Raw genomic sequence first — 16,371 nt, forward strand, 5'->3', positions numbered from 1 at the left:
CCGACTGCCGCGCCAATAGGCAAACGTCACGGGTCGCTGGTTCTTCGTCCGACATCCGAACGTCATCAGCCCAACACCGGGCAAAGCGTATGAGGGCTTTCAGGAGTTCGTTCAGGCCCAATCAGCCTTGGACGATCGATCCGCAACGGAAACTCCGCCAACCGAGAGACTCCCTTGGGGCCACGTCACCCGGGATCGCGCCAGCGGTCGAGTCAGGAAGCTTACCTCTGCCGCCCGCATCTTTGCTGCGATTTTGTACATTCCAATCCTCGTTGGACTGAGCTGATAATTCTCACGATTATGGTCGAAAGTCAGTCCGAAACGCGCATTGCCTCGGTCTCGATCAACAGGCGGACTTCGTCGCCGACGAGCCCATCCGCCACCCCGTAATCCATGCCCCATTCGCTGCGCGAGAGCGCACCCCTGAGGCTGAGCCCGAGGGTGTAGCGCCCGTGACCGAACGGATATTCTTCAGCCTTGTTCAGTGTCACCTCGAGGGTCAGAGGCCGGGTTTCGCCCCGGAGTTCGAGACTCCCCTCCACCTTGCCCGTCATCTCGTCATCGGGAACGCCTTCGTCCGCGGTGAAGACCATTTCGGAAAATTCCGATACGTCGAGAAAGTCATCGGATCGGACATGCTCGTCGCGGGCATCGTTCTTCGTGTCGATGCTTACGGTCTGCACGACGACGCGTACGGCGCTCAGTTCCTGCGTTTCCTCGTCGTAGACGAACCCGCCCTCGACCTCGGCAAAAAGCCCAAGCGTCGCAGCGTACCCCATATGATCGACCAGGAATACGACCGTCGTATGGGCAGGGTCGAGCTCGAAACGAGCAGGTTCCGCCTTCAGGACAAGGGGCGCGGTTGCGAGTAACAGCGACAGGCTTGCAATGCGCATGGTGGCACCTTCGTTCGTGATAGGTCCATCACGAGCCTAGCGCCGCTTTGATGACCTGTCGTGCGCGAAAGGTCGCATGCCGCGCAACACACCCGCGCTAGATCAATCGGGAATTGAAGCAGCGTATGCGAAAGGGTTCGTTTGAAGACGTTTTCCAGGATTGCATTCGGCGTGATCGTCGTCGCTCTCTTTGCCGCCGGAGGGGTCTACGGGTCACGTGCCCTGCTCTCACAGGAAAGTGACGCTTCTGATACCCCAGAGGACAAACCTGTCCGCGTCGGCCTCGCCACGCCCGAAAAGCGGGTGATCGAGGATATCGTACGGGGTGTCGGAACGCTCATGCCGATCCGCTCGGTAGCGCTCGTCCCGACATCGCCCGGGCGCGTTGTCGACGTTCCCGTCGCATCGGGGGATCGAGTTACCGACGGCGATCTCATCATCCGGCTCGATCAGCGCGAGGCGGAAGCCACACTCGCCGAAGCCGAAGCAACCCTTTCGGAAACCGAGAACGAGTTCAGGCGCATCGGTGAGCTTGCCGACCGCAACACCGCAGCGGATGCGCAGCTCGAAACCGCGCGCGCCGCCTATCGACGGGCGGAGGCGGCTGCCATGTCCGCGCGTGCGGCTCTCGACGATCGCGAATTGCGCGCGCCGTTTGCCGGGACGATCGGCATCTTCGATATAGAACCCGGTGCCTATCTCACGGACGGGACCGAGATCGTGACACTGACGGATCTCGCCTCGATGGAAGTCGATCTTTCCCTGCCGGAGCGATATTTCGACCGCATCATGATCGGGCAGAGCATTTCGATCCAGGTTCCAGCCTATCCCGGCGAGACCTTCGACGGAACGATCACGATACGCGCACCCCAGATCGAGCTCGACACGCGCAGCTTCGATCTGCGTGCCCAGATCGCCAATCCGGACGGACGGCTCGCAGGCGGCATGTTCGCCCACGTCCGTGTCGTACTCGACACCTATTCCGGGCTTGCCGTCCCCGACGACGCAATCATCAGCGAGGGGATGGAGAGCTATGTCTATACGGTCACGGACTCCACAGCCTCCCGTCAGCGGATCGAACCGGGCCGCTCGCTCGGTTCGGCGACAGAGGTGGTCGAGGGACTGGATGAAAACGACCGGGTCGTGATCGCGGGCTGGAACGACCTTTCGGATGGGGCGTCGGTCGAAATCGACGAAGATATCTCACGCGCGGGGCTCGAATGACTCTCCCCGATCTGTGTCTTCGCAGGCCGGTCCTCGCGGCGGTCATGTCCATCCTGATCGTCGTGATGGGCATCGCAGGTCTCAGCCGCGTTCCCATCCGCGAGCTTCCCGATACCACAAGCCCCGAAGTCACGGTCAGCGTGCCCTATATCGGCGCAGGCCCAGGGGTCGTCGACAGCGAACTCGCCACCGTGATCGAAGGCGCGATTTCGACCGTGGCGGGGATCGACAGTATCTCGACCGAATCCGAGCTCGGTGGCCTCCGGACGGTCATCACCTTCCAGCAGAACCGCGACATAGATCAGGCAGCGTCCGATGTGCGCGCTGCCGTTCAGTCGGTTGCCGGCGACCTGCCCGAAGAGGCCGAGGAACCGGAGGTCGAGAAGAACGACAGCGAGGGCGACCCGATCATCTGGATGACGATGACGTCGGAGACGATGTCCGCCGCCGAGCTGACGGACTACGCCGACCGGTTCGTCACCGACAGGCTGGAGACGCTGTCTGGCGTCGCGGCCGTTCAGATCTACGGCGACCGGCCCTATGCGATGCGGGTCTGGCTGGACCCCGATGCAATGGCCGCGCAGGGGGTCACCGCGACCGAGATCGAGGAAGCACTACGGGCGGGAAATCTGGAGCTGCCGGCGGGGCAGCTCGAAAGCGCGTCGCGCACATACCTCTTGCGAACCGAGACGCGGCTTTCCAGCGTCGAGGAGTTCGAGGGGCTCATCGTCCGCGCGACGGAGGGAGGTCGCGTGCTTCTTGGCGACGTGACCCGGGTCGGGATCGGGACGGAGGACGACGACAGTCTCTTTCGGTCCAACGGCGAGACGGCGATCGGACTCGGAGTGCTGCGCCAATCTTCCGCTAACACCCTGTCGATCTCCGAGGCCGTCAACGCGGAGGTCGATGAGATCGCCTCGGAGCTGCCGGGCGGGACCGAGATCAGCGTGACGTCCGACGACGCCGAATTCATCGCGGCCTCAATCCGGCAGGTCCTGATGACGCTCGCGATCTCGGTCGCGATCGTGGTGGCCGTGATCTACGTGTTTCTTACCTCGATCCGGGCAACCATCGTGCCGGCCGTCACGATTCCTGTTGCCCTGATGGGGGCCTGCGCCGGAATAGCGATCGCCGGCTTTTCGATCAACATCCTGACGCTCTTCGCGCTGATCCTCGCGATCGGCCTCGTCGTGGATGATGCGATCGTCGTGCTCGAGAACATCGAGCGCCGGGTCGACGAAGGCGACGACCCGAAAGAAGCAGCGCGCACCGGCGCGAACCAGGTCTTCTTCGCCGTGGTCTCGACCTCGGCGGTGCTCATTTCGGTCTTCGTGCCGCTGTCGTTCCTGCAGGGCGAGATAGGCAAGCTCTTCCGCGAATTTGGAGTGACACTTGCCATTGCCGTGGCGCTTTCGACCTTCGTCGCGCTCACTCTTTGCCCGGTCATCGCGAGCCTCGTTCTCAAGAAAGGCATGAACGAAGGCCGCTTCGCCAGGATCGTGAGCTCGATCACACGTCGGGCCACCACGGGCTACCGAAACCTTCTTGAACGCGCGATCCGCGCGCCTCTGGTCGTGCTCGGGATCGCCGCGGCCTTGTCCGGGATCTCATGGACACTCTACCAGGAACTTCCCTCGCAACTGGTCCCGGAATCGGATCGCGGCACATTCTTCGTATCGATCGATTCACCGCCGGGATCGGCACTGGGCCTGACCGACGAAGCCGTGCGCCAGGTCGAGGCACTGATCGAGCCCTATCGCCAGGACGGCATCGTGGAGAACACGATCGCCATCGTCGGGCAGTACGGAGAAACGGGCCGTGCCTTTCTCGTCTCCAACATGGTTCCATGGGGCGAGCGCGACATGACCCCGAACGACATCCTTTCGGAGCTCCGGCCGCAATTGGATCGGATCACCCTCGCAGATGTGCGGAGCTTCGCGCCGTCAGGTTTGGATGCCGGCAGCGGATCGGGCCTGGATATCATCGTCACAGCCCCGAGCTTCGAAGAGGCCGCCGAATATTCCCGGCAGATGGAGGACGCACTGACGGCCGATTCCGATATCGTCGGCGTCAGGCGCGACTATGAGATCAACACTCCCGGCTTCGATATCCAGGTGAATCGCGAGATGGCACGCGAGATCGGTATCGATGCCCGCGCCATCTCCGATGCCGTCCGCTCCTTCTTCGCCTCGGCCGAGGTGACCGAGTTCATTTCGCGTGACCGCCAATATCCGGTGATCCTGCAAGCCCCGGAAGATCGTCGCGCCGCGCCCGAAGATCTCAGCGGGGTCAACGTCCGCACATCGAGCGGCGCACTTATCCCGCTCGACGGTCTCGTGACGCTCGAACGCCGCGCGTCGGTTGCGGCCTTCAATCGGTACGATCGCCAACCGTCGGTCGAGATCTCCGCGTCACTCGCCGAAGGGGTCGATCTCGGCACCGCTATCGCCAAGGTCGAGGCAATCGCGGCAGACATGCCGCCGCAGATGCAAATTGCCTATTCGGGGCAAGCCGAAAGTTTCCAGGAAACGTCCGGAGGCCTCGCACTCAGCTTCGGTCTTGCGCTTCTCATCGTGTTTCTCGTCCTTGCCGCCCAGTTCGAGAGCTTCATCCAGCCGGTCGTTATCCTGCTGTCGGTGCCGCTGGCCGTGGCGGGCTCGCTCCTGACGCTCTTGGCGCTCGGAGAGGCGATCAACATCTACACCCAGGTCGGCATGGTGATGCTGATCGGATTGATGGCAAAGAACGGGATTCTGATCGTCGAATTCGCCAATCAGCTTCGGGAGCGCGGGATGTCTGTCCGCGAAGCCGCGATCGAGGCCTCGGCGGTGCGACTTCGCCCGATCCTGATGACGGTCCTGTCGACCGTTCTGGGCGCGGTGCCGCTGGTGATGTCGTCAGGTGCGGGCGCATCGAGCCGTTTCTCCATCGGAATCGTCATCATCGGCGGCTTCATGGCGGCGTCCATCCTCACGCTGTTCCTGACGCCTGTGCTCTACGATCTCATGCAGCGGGACGAAAAGGCCCGCTCCGCATCCGGCAGAGGTGCGGAAACCCCGGCCGAATAAAAGGGGCCGGCGCGCATTGCACCGGCCCCGAACCCCTTAGAACGGGCTGTCGGGATAGTAGTACTGCTCCGCGTTCTCTGGCGTAATCAGCACCGAACCGATGGTGAAGACGCCTGAGACCGGTGCGTCCGAGACGAGGCCCAGCGCCGTCATCTCGATCGCCGTGGCAATCATCGCGGGCGGATAGGTGACGTCTGCGGGGATCATTTCGTCCCCCTCCATCACGCGCTGGACCATCTCCTTCATACCGGCACCGCCGAGAACGAACTGGACGTCATCTCGGCCCGAAGCCTCGATCGCGGCCAGCACGCCCACGGCCATGTCGTCGTCCGACGCCCAGACCGCGTCGATCTGATCGTGGCGCTGAAGGAAATCCTGCATCACGCTGAAGCTGTCGTCGCGGTTCCAGTTGCCGTGCTCCATCCCGACGATCTCGATGCCCGATCCCTCGATCGCCTGCTCGAACCCCTCGACACGCATGTTGTCGATCGTCGTCGGAATGCCGCGCAGCACGACGATATTGCCGCCGTCGGGCATCTGCTCGACCATGTATTCCCCGGCGACGCGACCGAAGCCCTCGTTGTCGCCCGCGACGTAGAGATCCTCGACCCCCTCGACCGACAACCCGCGATCGACGACCGTCACCCAGACGCCGCTATCGGCCACCGATTGTACGGGCGGCGTCAGCGGATCCGATTCGAAGGGCAGAACGACCAGCGCGTCGATGTTGCGCGTCGCCACCATGTCCTCGATATCGTTGACCTGCGTTCCGGGATCGGAGGCAGTCGACAGTACGAAGTCGAGTTCCGGATAGGCCTCTTCTAGTCGCTCGACGCTCTGTTGCGCATGGAAGTTCATGCCGCCTGCCCAGCCATGAGTCGCCGCCGGGATCGAGACCCCGATGACCTTCGTTTCGCTCTCCTGCGCCATGACCGGCGCGGCAAGCGCGATGGCAGTCGTGGCCGCCAGAACCATTCTTGTCTTCATGTTGTTCCTCCCTTGGATTTTCGGACGTCCGTCAGCCGCCCTTCGCCTTCGCTTCCCGCTGCAAGATCACGGCGAGAATGATGATGACTCCCTGGATCGCCCCGTTGAGATAGGGTGAAACGAGGTCGGTCAGATTGAGAATGTTGTCGATCAGCGACAGGATCAGGACACCGATAACGGTGCCCCAGACGCGACCGAACCCGCCCTTGAGCACCGTCCCCCCGATGATGACCGCCGCGATTGCCTCGAGCTCCCACAAGAGCCCCGTCGACGCCGAAGCAGATCCAAGCCGCGGCACGTACATGATCGTCGCCACACCCACGAGCAGCCCAAGCATGACATAGGTCAGCAGCCGCGTGCGGTTCACATCGACATTCGAGTAATGCGCGACATGCTCGTTCGAGCCGGTGGCGGCGCAATGCCTGCCGAAGCGCGTCCGGCTCATCAGCATCTCGCCGACGATCACCACCAGGGCGAAAACGATGATCGGCCAAGAAATACCAAGGATCCCCTCGAAGTAGACCGGCCGGTAGAAAGTCCGCAGCCCGAAATCGAGGCTGAGCGTTCCGCCATCGGCAAGCCAAGTGACGAGGCTGCGATAGATCCCCATCGTTCCGAGCGTCACGATGAAGGCCTCGATCCCGAGGGCGGTCACCAGAAGCCCGTTGATCATTCCGGCGACGATCCCTGCGACGACCGCGACCGCCATGCCGAGCAGGACGATCGGGATCCCCACCCCCAAAGTGGGAAGCGCCGCGTTCATCACGAGGATCATCAGCCCCGCGATGAAGGCCGCCATAGAACCGACCGACAGGTCGAGCCCGCCTGCCGTGATGACGAAGGTCATGCCGACCGCGATGATACCGATGAAGGCCGACCGCGCGAGAACGTTGGTGATGTTCGCTGTCCCGAGGAAGTTCGAATTGAGCATTGCCCCCACGAAGACGAGCACGACCAGCGCGATGATCGGCCCAAGGACGCTCATCGACGGCAGGCCTCTCCGCGCTCTGATTGCGATGTCGCTCATCAGGCGGCCCTTTCCGGTTTGTCGTCGACGCCGACCGCGCGACGCAGGATCGCGTCTTCACTGATCTCGTCGCCTTCCAGAATTCCCGCAAGGCGACCCTCGCGCATTACCAGTACGCGATCCGACAACCCGATGACCTCCTGCATTTCCGACGAGATCATGATGATTGCATGGCCCTCTCCCGCGAGACGACGCAGGAAGGCATAGATCTGCTGCTTGGTGCCGATATCGATCCCGCGCGTGGGCTCGTCGACGATGAGGATCCTTGGCTCTGATTGCATGACCTTCGCGAGCAGCAGTTTCTGCTGATTTCCACCCGAAAGGTTCCCGACCGCCATCTCCCTCCGGCCTGCACGGATGTCGAACTCCTCGATCGCACGGTCGAGCGCCCGCTCTTCCGCCTGCCGATCGACGAGGAAGCCACCGAACCGCTCAAGCGCCTGCAGCGTCAGGTTCTCTCGCAGACCCTTGTCGAGCAGCAAGCCGCGCAGCTTGCGATCCTCGGTGAGATAGCAGATCCCATGTGCCAGGGCATCGGCCGGCCGATTGATGCGGACCTCTCTTCCCTCAATCTCGATGCGCCGCGCGGTGGCCATCCGAAGCCCGCAGAACCCCTCCATCGTCTCTGTTCGCCCCGCGCCGATAAGACCCGCGACCCCGAGGATCTCGCCCCGCCGCAGATCGAACGAGACGTCCCGCGCGTGGCCCGGCACGTCGAGGCCCTCGACCCGCAACATGACCTCGCCCGGACTGTCACCCGCCGGCGGATAGAGGTCCGACACGTCGCGCCCGACCATGGCCGTCGCCATCCCGTCGGCATCGATCTCGGTGACCGGACCGCTATGAACGACCGAACCGTCCCGCAGGATCGTCACGCGATCCGCGATCTCCTTCACCTCGCCCAACTTGTGGGAGGTGAAGAGGATCGCGGCCCCTGCCTCGCGCAGCGCACCCACACGCTCGAAAAGCGTCTTGACCTCGGTCCCGGTCAGCACGGCCGTCGGCTCGTCCATGATCAGCACGCGTGCATGACGGCTGAGCGCCTTCGCGATCTCGACCATCTGCTTGTCGGAATTGGACAATCCGGAAACCCGCATTCCCGGATCGACGTCGCATTTTACCCGCGAGAGGTAATCCGCCGTGCGCCTGCGCATCTCTGCACGGTCAAGCAGGAACCGGCCCGAAATCTCGCGCCCGAGGAAGATGTTCTGCTCGACGGTCAGCTGCTCGGCCAGGTTGAACTCCTGGTGGATCATCACGATCCCGGCCGTCTCGCCGTCATGGAGAGACGAGAACCGCACCTCCTCACTATCGAGCAGGATGCGTCCCGAACTTGCCGGCTGGTAGCCCGCGAGGATCTTCATCGTCGTCGACTTGCCCGCCCCGTTCTCTCCGATGAGGGCCAGGACCTCACCCGATCTGAGCTCGAGGTCCACGCCGTGCAGCACCTCGATCGGACCGAAGCGCTTGCTGACCCGCTCGAGCGACAGGACGGGCGCGTCGCTCATATGCGAGTCCAGGCCGAATTCTTGCCGGACGAACTGACGCAGGCGCGGATGAAGGCCATTCCCTCCATCCCGGCCGCGATGCCCGGCAGACGGCCCATCACGCTCTCGCGCGGCTCGCCGCCCTGCACGGCCCTGATCGCCTCGGCCGCCTCGCCGTAGAGATTGGCGAACGCCTCGAGATACCCTTCGGGGTGTCCCGGCGGGATACGGCTCATGGCATTCGCGGCTTCGCTCGCCCCCGGGCCCATCCGGGTCAGGCGATGCGTCGGCTCGCCATGCAGGGTGAACCACATCTCGTTCGGAATCTCCTGGCACCAATCGATCGCGCCCCGCTCGCCGATGACGCGCAGGCGCAGGCCGTTCTCGTGCCCGGGGGCCACCTGACTGCACCAGAGCATGCCGCGCGCACCTCCCTCGTAGCGGAGCAGGATATGCGCATTGTCGTCGAGCTTGCGACCCGCACCGAAACTTTGCAGATCGGCGGCGAGCTCCTCTCCCCTCAACCCCGTGACGAAGGAGCCGAGGTTGTAGGCATGGGTGCCGATATCGCCGATCGCACCGCCCGCGCCCGAGCGTTCGGGATCGGTGCGCCATTCGGCCTGCTTGACGCCCGCGGTCTCGACCGCATCGGTCATCCAGTCCTGCGGGTATTCAAGCTGCACGATGCGCACTTTGCCGATGCGGCCGTTCTCGATCATCTCCCGCGCCTGCCGGACCATCGGATAGCCCGTGTAGTTGTGCGTCAGCACGAACAGTGCGTCACTGGCACCGACGGCCCGCTCCATCGCTTCGGCATCTTCGAAGGTGGCGGTCAGCGGCTTGTCGCAGATTACGTGGATTCCACGGTCGAGAAACGCCTTCGCGGCCGCGAAATGCATGTGGTTCGGCGTCACGATGCTGACCGCCTCGATCCCGTCGTCGCGGTTGGCCTCGGCCTCGGCCATCTCCGCGAAACTGCCATAGGCCCGCTCTGGGTCGAGCCCGAGTTCCTCGGCGCTCGCCCGCGACTTTTCGGGCGTGGAGCTGAGAGCACCCGCCACGAGATCGAACCGACCGTCGATCCGGCTTGCGATCCGGTGAACCTCGCCGATGAAGGCCCCCGACCCGCCCCCGACCATGCCCAGCCTGATACGTGCCATCAGCCGATCCCCAGAAGCTTGCGGTTCATGGCGTCGTCATCGCCGCCGCCCGCGAAATCGTCGAAGGCATGAGGCGTCACGCGGATGATGTGGTCCTTGACGAATTGCGCACCCTCGCGTGCGCCGTCCTCGGGATGCTTGAGTGCGCATTCCCATTCGACCACGGCCCAGCCGTCGAAATCATGCGCCGCAAGCTTCGAGAAGATCGCGCCGAAATCGACTTGTCCGTCACCTGGGCTGCGGAAGCGGCCGGCGCGGTTCACCCAGGGCTGGAAGCCGCCGTAAACGCCTTGGCGACCCGTCGGCCGGAACTCGGCATCCTTGACGTGGAACATGCGGATTCGTTCGGCATAGATGTCTATGTTTTCCAGATAATCGAGACATTGCAGCACGTAATGGCTCGGATCGTAGAGCATGTTGCAGCGCGGATGCCCGTTCAGCCGCTCCAGGAACATCTCGAAGGTCACGCCGTCATGCAGATCCTCCATCGGGTGGATTTCGTAGCAGACATCGACGCCGTTCTCCTCGGCATGGTCGAGGATCGGCCGCCAGCGGCGCGCTAGCTCATCGAAAGCCGTATCGACCAGACCCTGCGGGCGCTGCGGGAACGGATAGATGAAGGGCCAGGCGAGCCCCCCGGAAAACGTCGCATGCTGCCCGATCCCGAGATGCCGCGACGCGGTGATCGCCGCCTTCACCTGCTTGACCGCCCAGTCCTGCCGCGCCTGCGGCCTGCCGGCGAATTCTGAGGGCGCGAAACCCGCGACCCAGTCGTCATAGGCCGGGTGGACAGCCACGAGCTGTCCGAGCACATGGGTCGAAAGCTCGGTGACCTCTACGCCGTTCTGCCGGGCCGTGCCGGTCCACTCGTCGCGATAGCTCTCGGAGGTTGCGAGTTTCTCGAGGTCCACGAGCCGTGCGTCCCAGACTGGAACCTGCACGCCCGCATACCCGCATTCGGCCGCCCAGCGGGTGATCGCGTCCCAGCTGTCGAACGGCGCTTCGTCGCCCGCGAATTGCGCGAGGAATAGGCCAGGGCCCTTCATCGTCTTCATGGTGTCCTCCCTTGGCCGGCATCCTACCAGATGGTCGTTGCACCGGCTCTACGGTTGGAAGGACAGCAGACGGCGGTGCGTCTGACAAGGTAAAAGACCGTTTGTCAGCAGATCGCAACGGCAGGGATCCCGCGCTTCGTCACCCATTGAGCGGTAAAGTCGAGGCCGAGCGCCAGCGTGATCGATGCCGGTACGGCCCCCTCGCTCAGAGCGGCAGTTCGGTCGTGTATTTCAGTTCCTCCATCGAGAGGAGTGCCGTCACGTTGTGGATCTTCACCTCGGAGATCAGCGCCTGATAAAAGTTGTCATAGGCGCGGGCATTGGCGACGCGAACCTTGAGGATGTAGTCGATATCGCCTGCGAGCCTGTGTGCCTCCAGCACCTCGGGCCGGGCGCGCAGCGTGTGCAGGAACCTCGTTTGCCAATCCGCGTCGTGTTCGGACGTACGGATCAGCACGAAGAAGCAGGCCTCCAGACCCAGCGCCTCGGGGTCGAGCAGCACGGTCTGCTGGCCGATCACCCCCGCCTCGCGCAGCTTGCGCATCCGGTTCCAGACGGGCGTCTTGGACGAGCCGACCTCCCGCGCGATCTCGTCGAGCGACCTGCTCGCATCGCGCTGCACGGCAACGAGGATCTTCCGATCGAGCGCATCCAGCCGGACTTCCATTCGCGTTCTCCTGTCTCGTGGAAAACGAAATTCCACTTAGGCCTACAGATGGGACATACGTTCCTTATATCCGCGACCCCCTGCATGGAAGAGGAATTTTGTTCTACTTTGAGCCTCAGGAAACCGAGGGCCGCATTCGATGAAGCATTTTCCGATCTTCCTTGCCGTCGAGGGACGACGCATCGTTCTCGCAGGTGGTGGCGACGCCGCGCTGTCGAAGCTGAGGCTGCTGCTCAAGACCGAAGCCCGGCTTACAGTCTTTGCCGCGGATCCCGCCCCCGAGATCGTCGACTGGGCCGCCGATGGCCGCCTGACACTTCTGCGCCGCAAGATGGAGCCCGGAGATACCCTCTGCGCCAAGATGTTCTACGCCGCGAGCGAGGATGCCGAAGAGGACGCCCGCACGGCCGCGATCGCGCATGCCGACGGGGCTCTCGTCAATATCGTCGACAATCTCGAGGACAGCGCCTTCATCACTCCCGCCATCGTCGACCGCGATCCGGTCACGGTCGCCATCGGCACGGAAGGCGCGGCCCCAGTTCTCGCCCGCAGCATCAAACGCGATCTCGAAGAGCGACTGCCGCCCGCGCTCGGCACACTTGCGCGGATCGGCAAGACGTTCCGCAAGGCCGCCGATGCCCTGCCCTTCGGCCGTGCGCGGCGCGACTTCTGGTCCGATTACTACGGCGGTGCCGGAGCCGCTGCACTGTCCCGTGGCGGAGAGGCGGCGGTACGCCCCGCACTCAGCAACCTTCTCGCGGCGCATCTGTCGACCAGCCCGCGCGAGGGTCATGTCCATTTCGTGGGTGCCGGGCCGGGCGATCCCGAGCTTCTGACGCTGAAGGCCCGGAATGCGCTGCACGAGGCCGACGTGGTGATCCATGACCGCCTGATCTCGCCCGAGATCCTCGAGCTGGCACGGCGCGAGGCGATCCTTGTCGAAGCGGGCAAGGAAGGCTTCGGCCCCTCGATGCCTCAGGAGCGGATCAACGAGCTGATCGTCGAACATGCTCAGAACGGCGCGCAGGTCGTCCGACTCAAGTCCGGGGACCCGACCGTCTTCGGCCGGCTGGACGAGGAGATCGAGGCGATGGACAGCGCCGGTATCGGCTACACGATCGTGCCGGGAATCACGGCGGCCTCGGCGGCCGTGGCCGGCATCGGCCAGAGCTTCACCCGGCGCGGGCGCAACGGATCGGTGCGGTTCCTGACCGGCCACGACATGAAAGGCTTTGCCGAGCAGGACTGGGCGCAACTTGCCCGGCCGGGCGAAGTCGCTGCGATCTACATGGGCAAGCGCGCGGCGCGGTTCATACAAGGCCGGCTGATGATGCATGGCGCGGACCCCGCGACGCCCGTCACGATCGTCGAGAATGCGGGACGTCCCGATGCGCGCGTTCTCGCGACGACGATCTCGCAGCTTGAACCCGCTCTGAGCGAGGCCGGGCTGACCGGTCCCGCAATCCTTATGCTGGGCCTCGCCCCGCGCGCCGCCGAGAACGCGGCCAAGACCATCGACATTCCCGTTCAGGAGGCCGCGCTATGAGCCGCGCATTCACCCCAAAGGTCGTCACGGCCAATGACCTTCTTCTCGGCGATGCCATCTGGCTCACCGATGAGGACGAATGGACCCGCGATCTCGCACGGGCCGAACTCATCGAGGACGAGGCGCATGCGCAGCTCCGACTGCTCCATGCCCAAGGCCAGCCCGATATCGCGGTGGGCCCCTATCTGGCGGATGCGAAGGCAGGAGCGAAAGGGGCCGAACCCGTGCATTTCCGCGAGGCGTTCCGCACACGCGGCCCGTCGAACTACGCCCACGGCAAGCAGGAAGAGGTCTGAGCGGAGGCAGGAAATCGCCCCGCCCCTTTGACCAGAAGATTGTGCAAGGCCCGACAGGAGCACCCAGCATGTACAAGTACAACGACTTCGACGAGGCCTTCGTGCGCGAGCGGGTCGAACAATTCCGCGGCCAGGTCGAACGTCGCATAGACGGCTCGCTTACCGAGGACGAGTTCAAGCCGCTGCGCTTGATGAACGGCCTCTACCTGCAGCTTCACGCCTACATGCTGCGCATCGCGATTCCCTACGGCACGCTTTCAGGCCGCCAGATGCGTCAGCTCGGGATGATCGCCGACAGATGGGATCGCGGCTACGGTCACTTCACGACGCGACAGAACATCCAGTTCAACTGGCCCAGGCTCCGCGACGTCCCCGAGATCCTGTCGGCCCTCGCCGATGTCGAGATGCACGCGATCCAGACGAGCGGCAACACGATCCGCAACGTGACCGCCGATCATTTCGCAGGCGCCTCGGCCGACGAGATCGCGGATCCCCGCCCCTATGCCGAGCTTCTGCGTCAATGGTCCACCGATCACCCCGAATTCCAGTTCCTGCCGCGCAAGTTCAAGATCGCCGTGACGGGTGCTGCGCATGACCGGGCCGTCATCCGCGCGCACGATATCGGCCTGCAGATTGTCGAACGCGACGGGGCGACGGGCTTCCGCGTCCTCGTGGGCGGCGGACTTGGCCGGACACCGATGATCGGCAAGGTGATCCGGGAATTCCTCCCTGCCGAGGACCTCCTGCCCTATACCGAGGCGATCGTCTCCGTCTGGAACCTGCTCGGACGGCGCGACAACAAATTCAAGGCGCGCATCAAGATCACCGTCCACGAGACCGGCATCGACGAGATAGCCCGGATGGTCGAAGACCGCTTCGCCGAGATCCGCCCTCAATTCGGCGGTGTCGACCAGCAAGTGCTGGGCGAGATCCAGGCTCAGTTCGCACCGCCGGGTTTCGCCGCGAAACCTCTCGACGCGTATGAGACCGCTTATGCCGAGGATCCCGTCTTCCGTGCCTGGATCGACACGAACGTCGCGCCGCACAGGCGCGACGATCATGCAATCGTCTCGATCTCGCTGAAAAAGCACGGGGCCACCCCTGGCGACGCGACAAGCGCGCAGATGGCGACGATGGCCGATCTCGCCGAACGGCACGCCTATGACGAGCTTCGGATCAGCCACGAGCAGAACGTTATCCTGCCGCATGTCGCCCGCGCCGACCTTCCGGCGGTACATGCGGCGCTGAAGGAGGCGGGCCTCGCAACCGCCAATATCGGTCTCGTCTCGGACATCATCGCCTGCCCCGGCATGGATTACTGCGCACTCGCCACCGCAAGGTCGATCCCCGTCGCGCAGCAGATCGCGACGCGCTTCGAGGAACTGAAGCTCGAACGCGATATCGGACCGCTCAAGATCAAGATCTCCGGCTGCATCAATGCCTGCGGGCATCACCATGTCGGCCATATCGGGATTCTGGGTCTCGACCGGGCGGGCGTCGAGAACTATCAGATCACGCTCGGCGGCGACGGGACGGAGGATGCGGTGATCGGCACGCGCACCGGTCCGGGCTTCGCCTATGACGAGATCGTTCCAGCGATCGAACGGATCGTCGATGCCTATCTCTCCGCGCGCGAGGACCCGTCGGAGACCTTCCTCGAAACCTACAGGCGGATCGGTATGGAGCCGTTCAAGGCCGCGCTCTATCCGGAGAAAGCCAGAGCCCATGCCGCTTGAAGCCCCGCTCGATCCCGTGGCGCTGCGCGTGGCAGAACTCAACACGCGCCTCGCCAATCACGGTGCGATGGCCGTGCTGCGTCATGCGATGTCCGATGCCCAGGTCGGACGCATCGCGCTCGTCTCGTCCTTCGGGGCCGAGTCGGTGGTCCTGCTGCACATGGCCGCGACGATCGATCGGCATGTACCGGTGATCTTTCTAGATACGGAAATGCTCTTTCACGAAACGATCCAGTATCAGGAAATGCTGGCCGAGCAACTGGGCCTGAGCGATCTGCGCAGGATCCGGCCCGACAGGGCAGAAACGGCACGGCGCGATCTGCAAGGTACGCTTCACCGGTCGGAACCCGATGCCTGCTGCACGCTGCGCAAAAGCGAACCGCTGGATCGTGCGCTCGGGACGTTCGACGCCTGGATCACTGGGCGCAAGCGGTTCCAGGGCGGCGCGCGTACCGGTCTCGACTTCTTCGAGGCTGGCGACGACGGACGGATCAAGGTCAACCCGCTCGCACACTGGACCCGCGACGACATCGCCGACTACATGCTCAACAACCGCCTTCCGCGACACCCGCTCGTCCGGCACGGCTATCGCTCGATCGGGTGCGCGCCCTGCACCTCTCGCGTGAGGGATGGCGAGGACGAGCGCGCGGGCCGTTGGCGCGGGCAGGACAAGGTCGAATGCGGCATTCATTTCAAGGATGGCAAGATGGTGCGCACGACTGGCTGAGCGCGTGCGTTTCGAGTATTTCTGCACAGGCGAAGACCTCACATGTCTTCGTGAAAGGAGAAAGTGATGAGCGTGATCGTAACCGATGACGGCTTTCGCACGGACGATTGGGCAACGGGATACGCCGTTGCCGCAGACTGGCCTTCCGAGGGCGGCACGCTTGCCCTCGACCTTCCGTCGGATGCAGATCCGACAACGCTTGGCGACAAGCTGGCCGCACCGATGATCCGGGTGGACTTTCCGGCCTTCTCGGACGGACGCGGTTTCACCATCGCGGCCGAACTGCGGCGCATGGGGTATGGCGGGCGGCTGCGGGCGAAAGGTCACGTCATCGCGGATCAATACGCAATGGCGCGCCGGTCGGGTTTCGACGAGGTAGAAATCGACGACGCGCTCGCTCTGCGGCAGACCGAGGATCAATGGCTTGCCCGCGCGGATTGGCGTGCCCATTCCTATCAGGACCGCCTGCGCGGCTGAGGGTGCGCTCAAGCCTCT

14 protein-coding genes are annotated in these 16,371 nt (G+C 63.9%); 7 read left to right on the forward strand and 7 right to left on the reverse strand.

The features are described 5' to 3' along the window. Positions 1 to 311: 311 nt before the first annotated feature. Positions 312 to 896, reverse strand: a complete 585-nt coding sequence (locus RVY76_RS05805; RefSeq protein WP_317376435.1) for a YceI family protein — start codon at positions 894 to 896, stop codon at positions 312 to 314. A 141-nt stretch (positions 897 to 1,037) separates the two neighbouring features. Here RVY76_RS05805 and RVY76_RS05810 point away from each other — a divergent pair, with 141 nt between their 5' ends. Together RVY76_RS05810 and RVY76_RS05815 are read left to right on the forward strand one after the other, a co-directional pair. Next, positions 1,038 to 2,120 carry an efflux RND transporter periplasmic adaptor subunit gene (locus tag RVY76_RS05810; protein ID WP_317376436.1) on the forward strand — a complete coding sequence of 361 codons (1,083 nt, stop codon included), beginning with the start codon at positions 1,038 to 1,040 and terminating at the stop codon, positions 2,118 to 2,120. Then, entirely contained in the window at positions 2,117 to 5,188 is a 3,072-nt protein-coding gene (locus RVY76_RS05815) for an efflux RND transporter permease subunit (protein WP_317376437.1), read from the forward strand. The genes RVY76_RS05810 and RVY76_RS05815 overlap by 4 nt, the downstream gene beginning before the upstream one ends. Positions 5,189 to 5,224: 36 nt before the next feature. Here the strand turns inward: RVY76_RS05815 and RVY76_RS05820 are convergent, their stop codons facing one another. The 6 genes from RVY76_RS05820 to RVY76_RS05845 all read right to left on the reverse strand — a co-directional run bounded on the left by RVY76_RS05820 (position 5,225) and on the right by RVY76_RS05845 (position 11,571). After that, positions 5,225 to 6,175, reverse strand: coding sequence for an ABC transporter substrate-binding protein (locus tag RVY76_RS05820; RefSeq protein ID WP_317376438.1), 951 nt, complete (start codon positions 6,173 to 6,175; stop codon positions 5,225 to 5,227). A 31-nt stretch (positions 6,176 to 6,206) separates the two neighbouring features. After that, positions 6,207 to 7,202: an ABC transporter permease gene (locus RVY76_RS05825; protein ID WP_317376439.1), complete on the reverse strand. Its 996-nt coding sequence runs from the start codon at positions 7,200 to 7,202 to the stop codon at positions 6,207 to 6,209. Then, positions 7,202 to 8,710: a sugar ABC transporter ATP-binding protein gene (locus RVY76_RS05830; protein ID WP_317376440.1), complete on the reverse strand. Its 1,509-nt coding sequence runs from the start codon at positions 8,708 to 8,710 to the stop codon at positions 7,202 to 7,204. Before RVY76_RS05830 ends, RVY76_RS05825 begins: the two co-directional genes overlap by 1 nt. Further along, positions 8,707 to 9,849 carry a Gfo/Idh/MocA family oxidoreductase gene (locus tag RVY76_RS05835; protein WP_317376441.1) on the reverse strand — a complete coding sequence of 381 codons (1,143 nt, stop codon included), beginning with the start codon at positions 9,847 to 9,849 and terminating at the stop codon, positions 8,707 to 8,709. Before RVY76_RS05835 ends, RVY76_RS05830 begins: the two co-directional genes overlap by 4 nt. Further along, positions 9,849 to 10,904, reverse strand: coding sequence for a sugar phosphate isomerase/epimerase (locus RVY76_RS05840; RefSeq protein WP_317376442.1), 1,056 nt, complete (start codon positions 10,902 to 10,904; stop codon positions 9,849 to 9,851). Before RVY76_RS05840 ends, RVY76_RS05835 begins: the two co-directional genes overlap by 1 nt. A gap of 205 nt (positions 10,905 to 11,109) precedes the next feature. Then, positions 11,110 to 11,571, reverse strand: a complete 462-nt coding sequence (locus RVY76_RS05845; RefSeq protein WP_317376443.1) for an Lrp/AsnC family transcriptional regulator — start codon at positions 11,569 to 11,571, stop codon at positions 11,110 to 11,112. 139 nt (positions 11,572 to 11,710) lie between these two features. Between RVY76_RS05845 and cysG the strand changes: the two genes are divergently transcribed. The 5 genes from cysG (at position 11,711) to RVY76_RS05870 (ending at position 16,353) form a co-directional block, all read left to right on the forward strand. Continuing rightward, positions 11,711 to 13,117 (forward strand): siroheme synthase CysG, encoded by a 1,407-nt coding sequence (gene cysG / locus RVY76_RS05850; protein ID WP_317376444.1) that lies wholly within the window; start codon positions 11,711 to 11,713, stop codon positions 13,115 to 13,117. Beyond that, on the forward strand, positions 13,114 to 13,413 hold the full coding sequence (locus RVY76_RS05855) for a DUF2849 domain-containing protein (protein WP_317376445.1): 300 nt from the start codon (positions 13,114 to 13,116) through the stop codon (positions 13,411 to 13,413). Before cysG ends, RVY76_RS05855 begins: the two co-directional genes overlap by 4 nt. 68 nt (positions 13,414 to 13,481) lie before the next feature. Next, positions 13,482 to 15,149, forward strand: a complete 1,668-nt coding sequence (locus RVY76_RS05860; protein WP_317376446.1) for a nitrite/sulfite reductase — start codon at positions 13,482 to 13,484, stop codon at positions 15,147 to 15,149. Beyond that, positions 15,139 to 15,876 carry a phosphoadenylyl-sulfate reductase gene (locus tag RVY76_RS05865; protein WP_317376447.1) on the forward strand — a complete coding sequence of 246 codons (738 nt, stop codon included), beginning with the start codon at positions 15,139 to 15,141 and terminating at the stop codon, positions 15,874 to 15,876. The genes RVY76_RS05860 and RVY76_RS05865 overlap by 11 nt, the downstream gene beginning before the upstream one ends. A gap of 66 nt (positions 15,877 to 15,942) precedes the next feature. Next, positions 15,943 to 16,353 carry a DUF934 domain-containing protein gene (locus RVY76_RS05870; RefSeq protein ID WP_317376448.1) on the forward strand — a complete coding sequence of 137 codons (411 nt, stop codon included), beginning with the start codon at positions 15,943 to 15,945 and terminating at the stop codon, positions 16,351 to 16,353. Positions 16,354 to 16,371 lie beyond the last annotated feature (18 nt).

The organism is Palleronia sp. LCG004 (assembly GCF_032931615.1).
Classification (GTDB): domain Bacteria; phylum Pseudomonadota; class Alphaproteobacteria; order Rhodobacterales; family Rhodobacteraceae; genus Palleronia.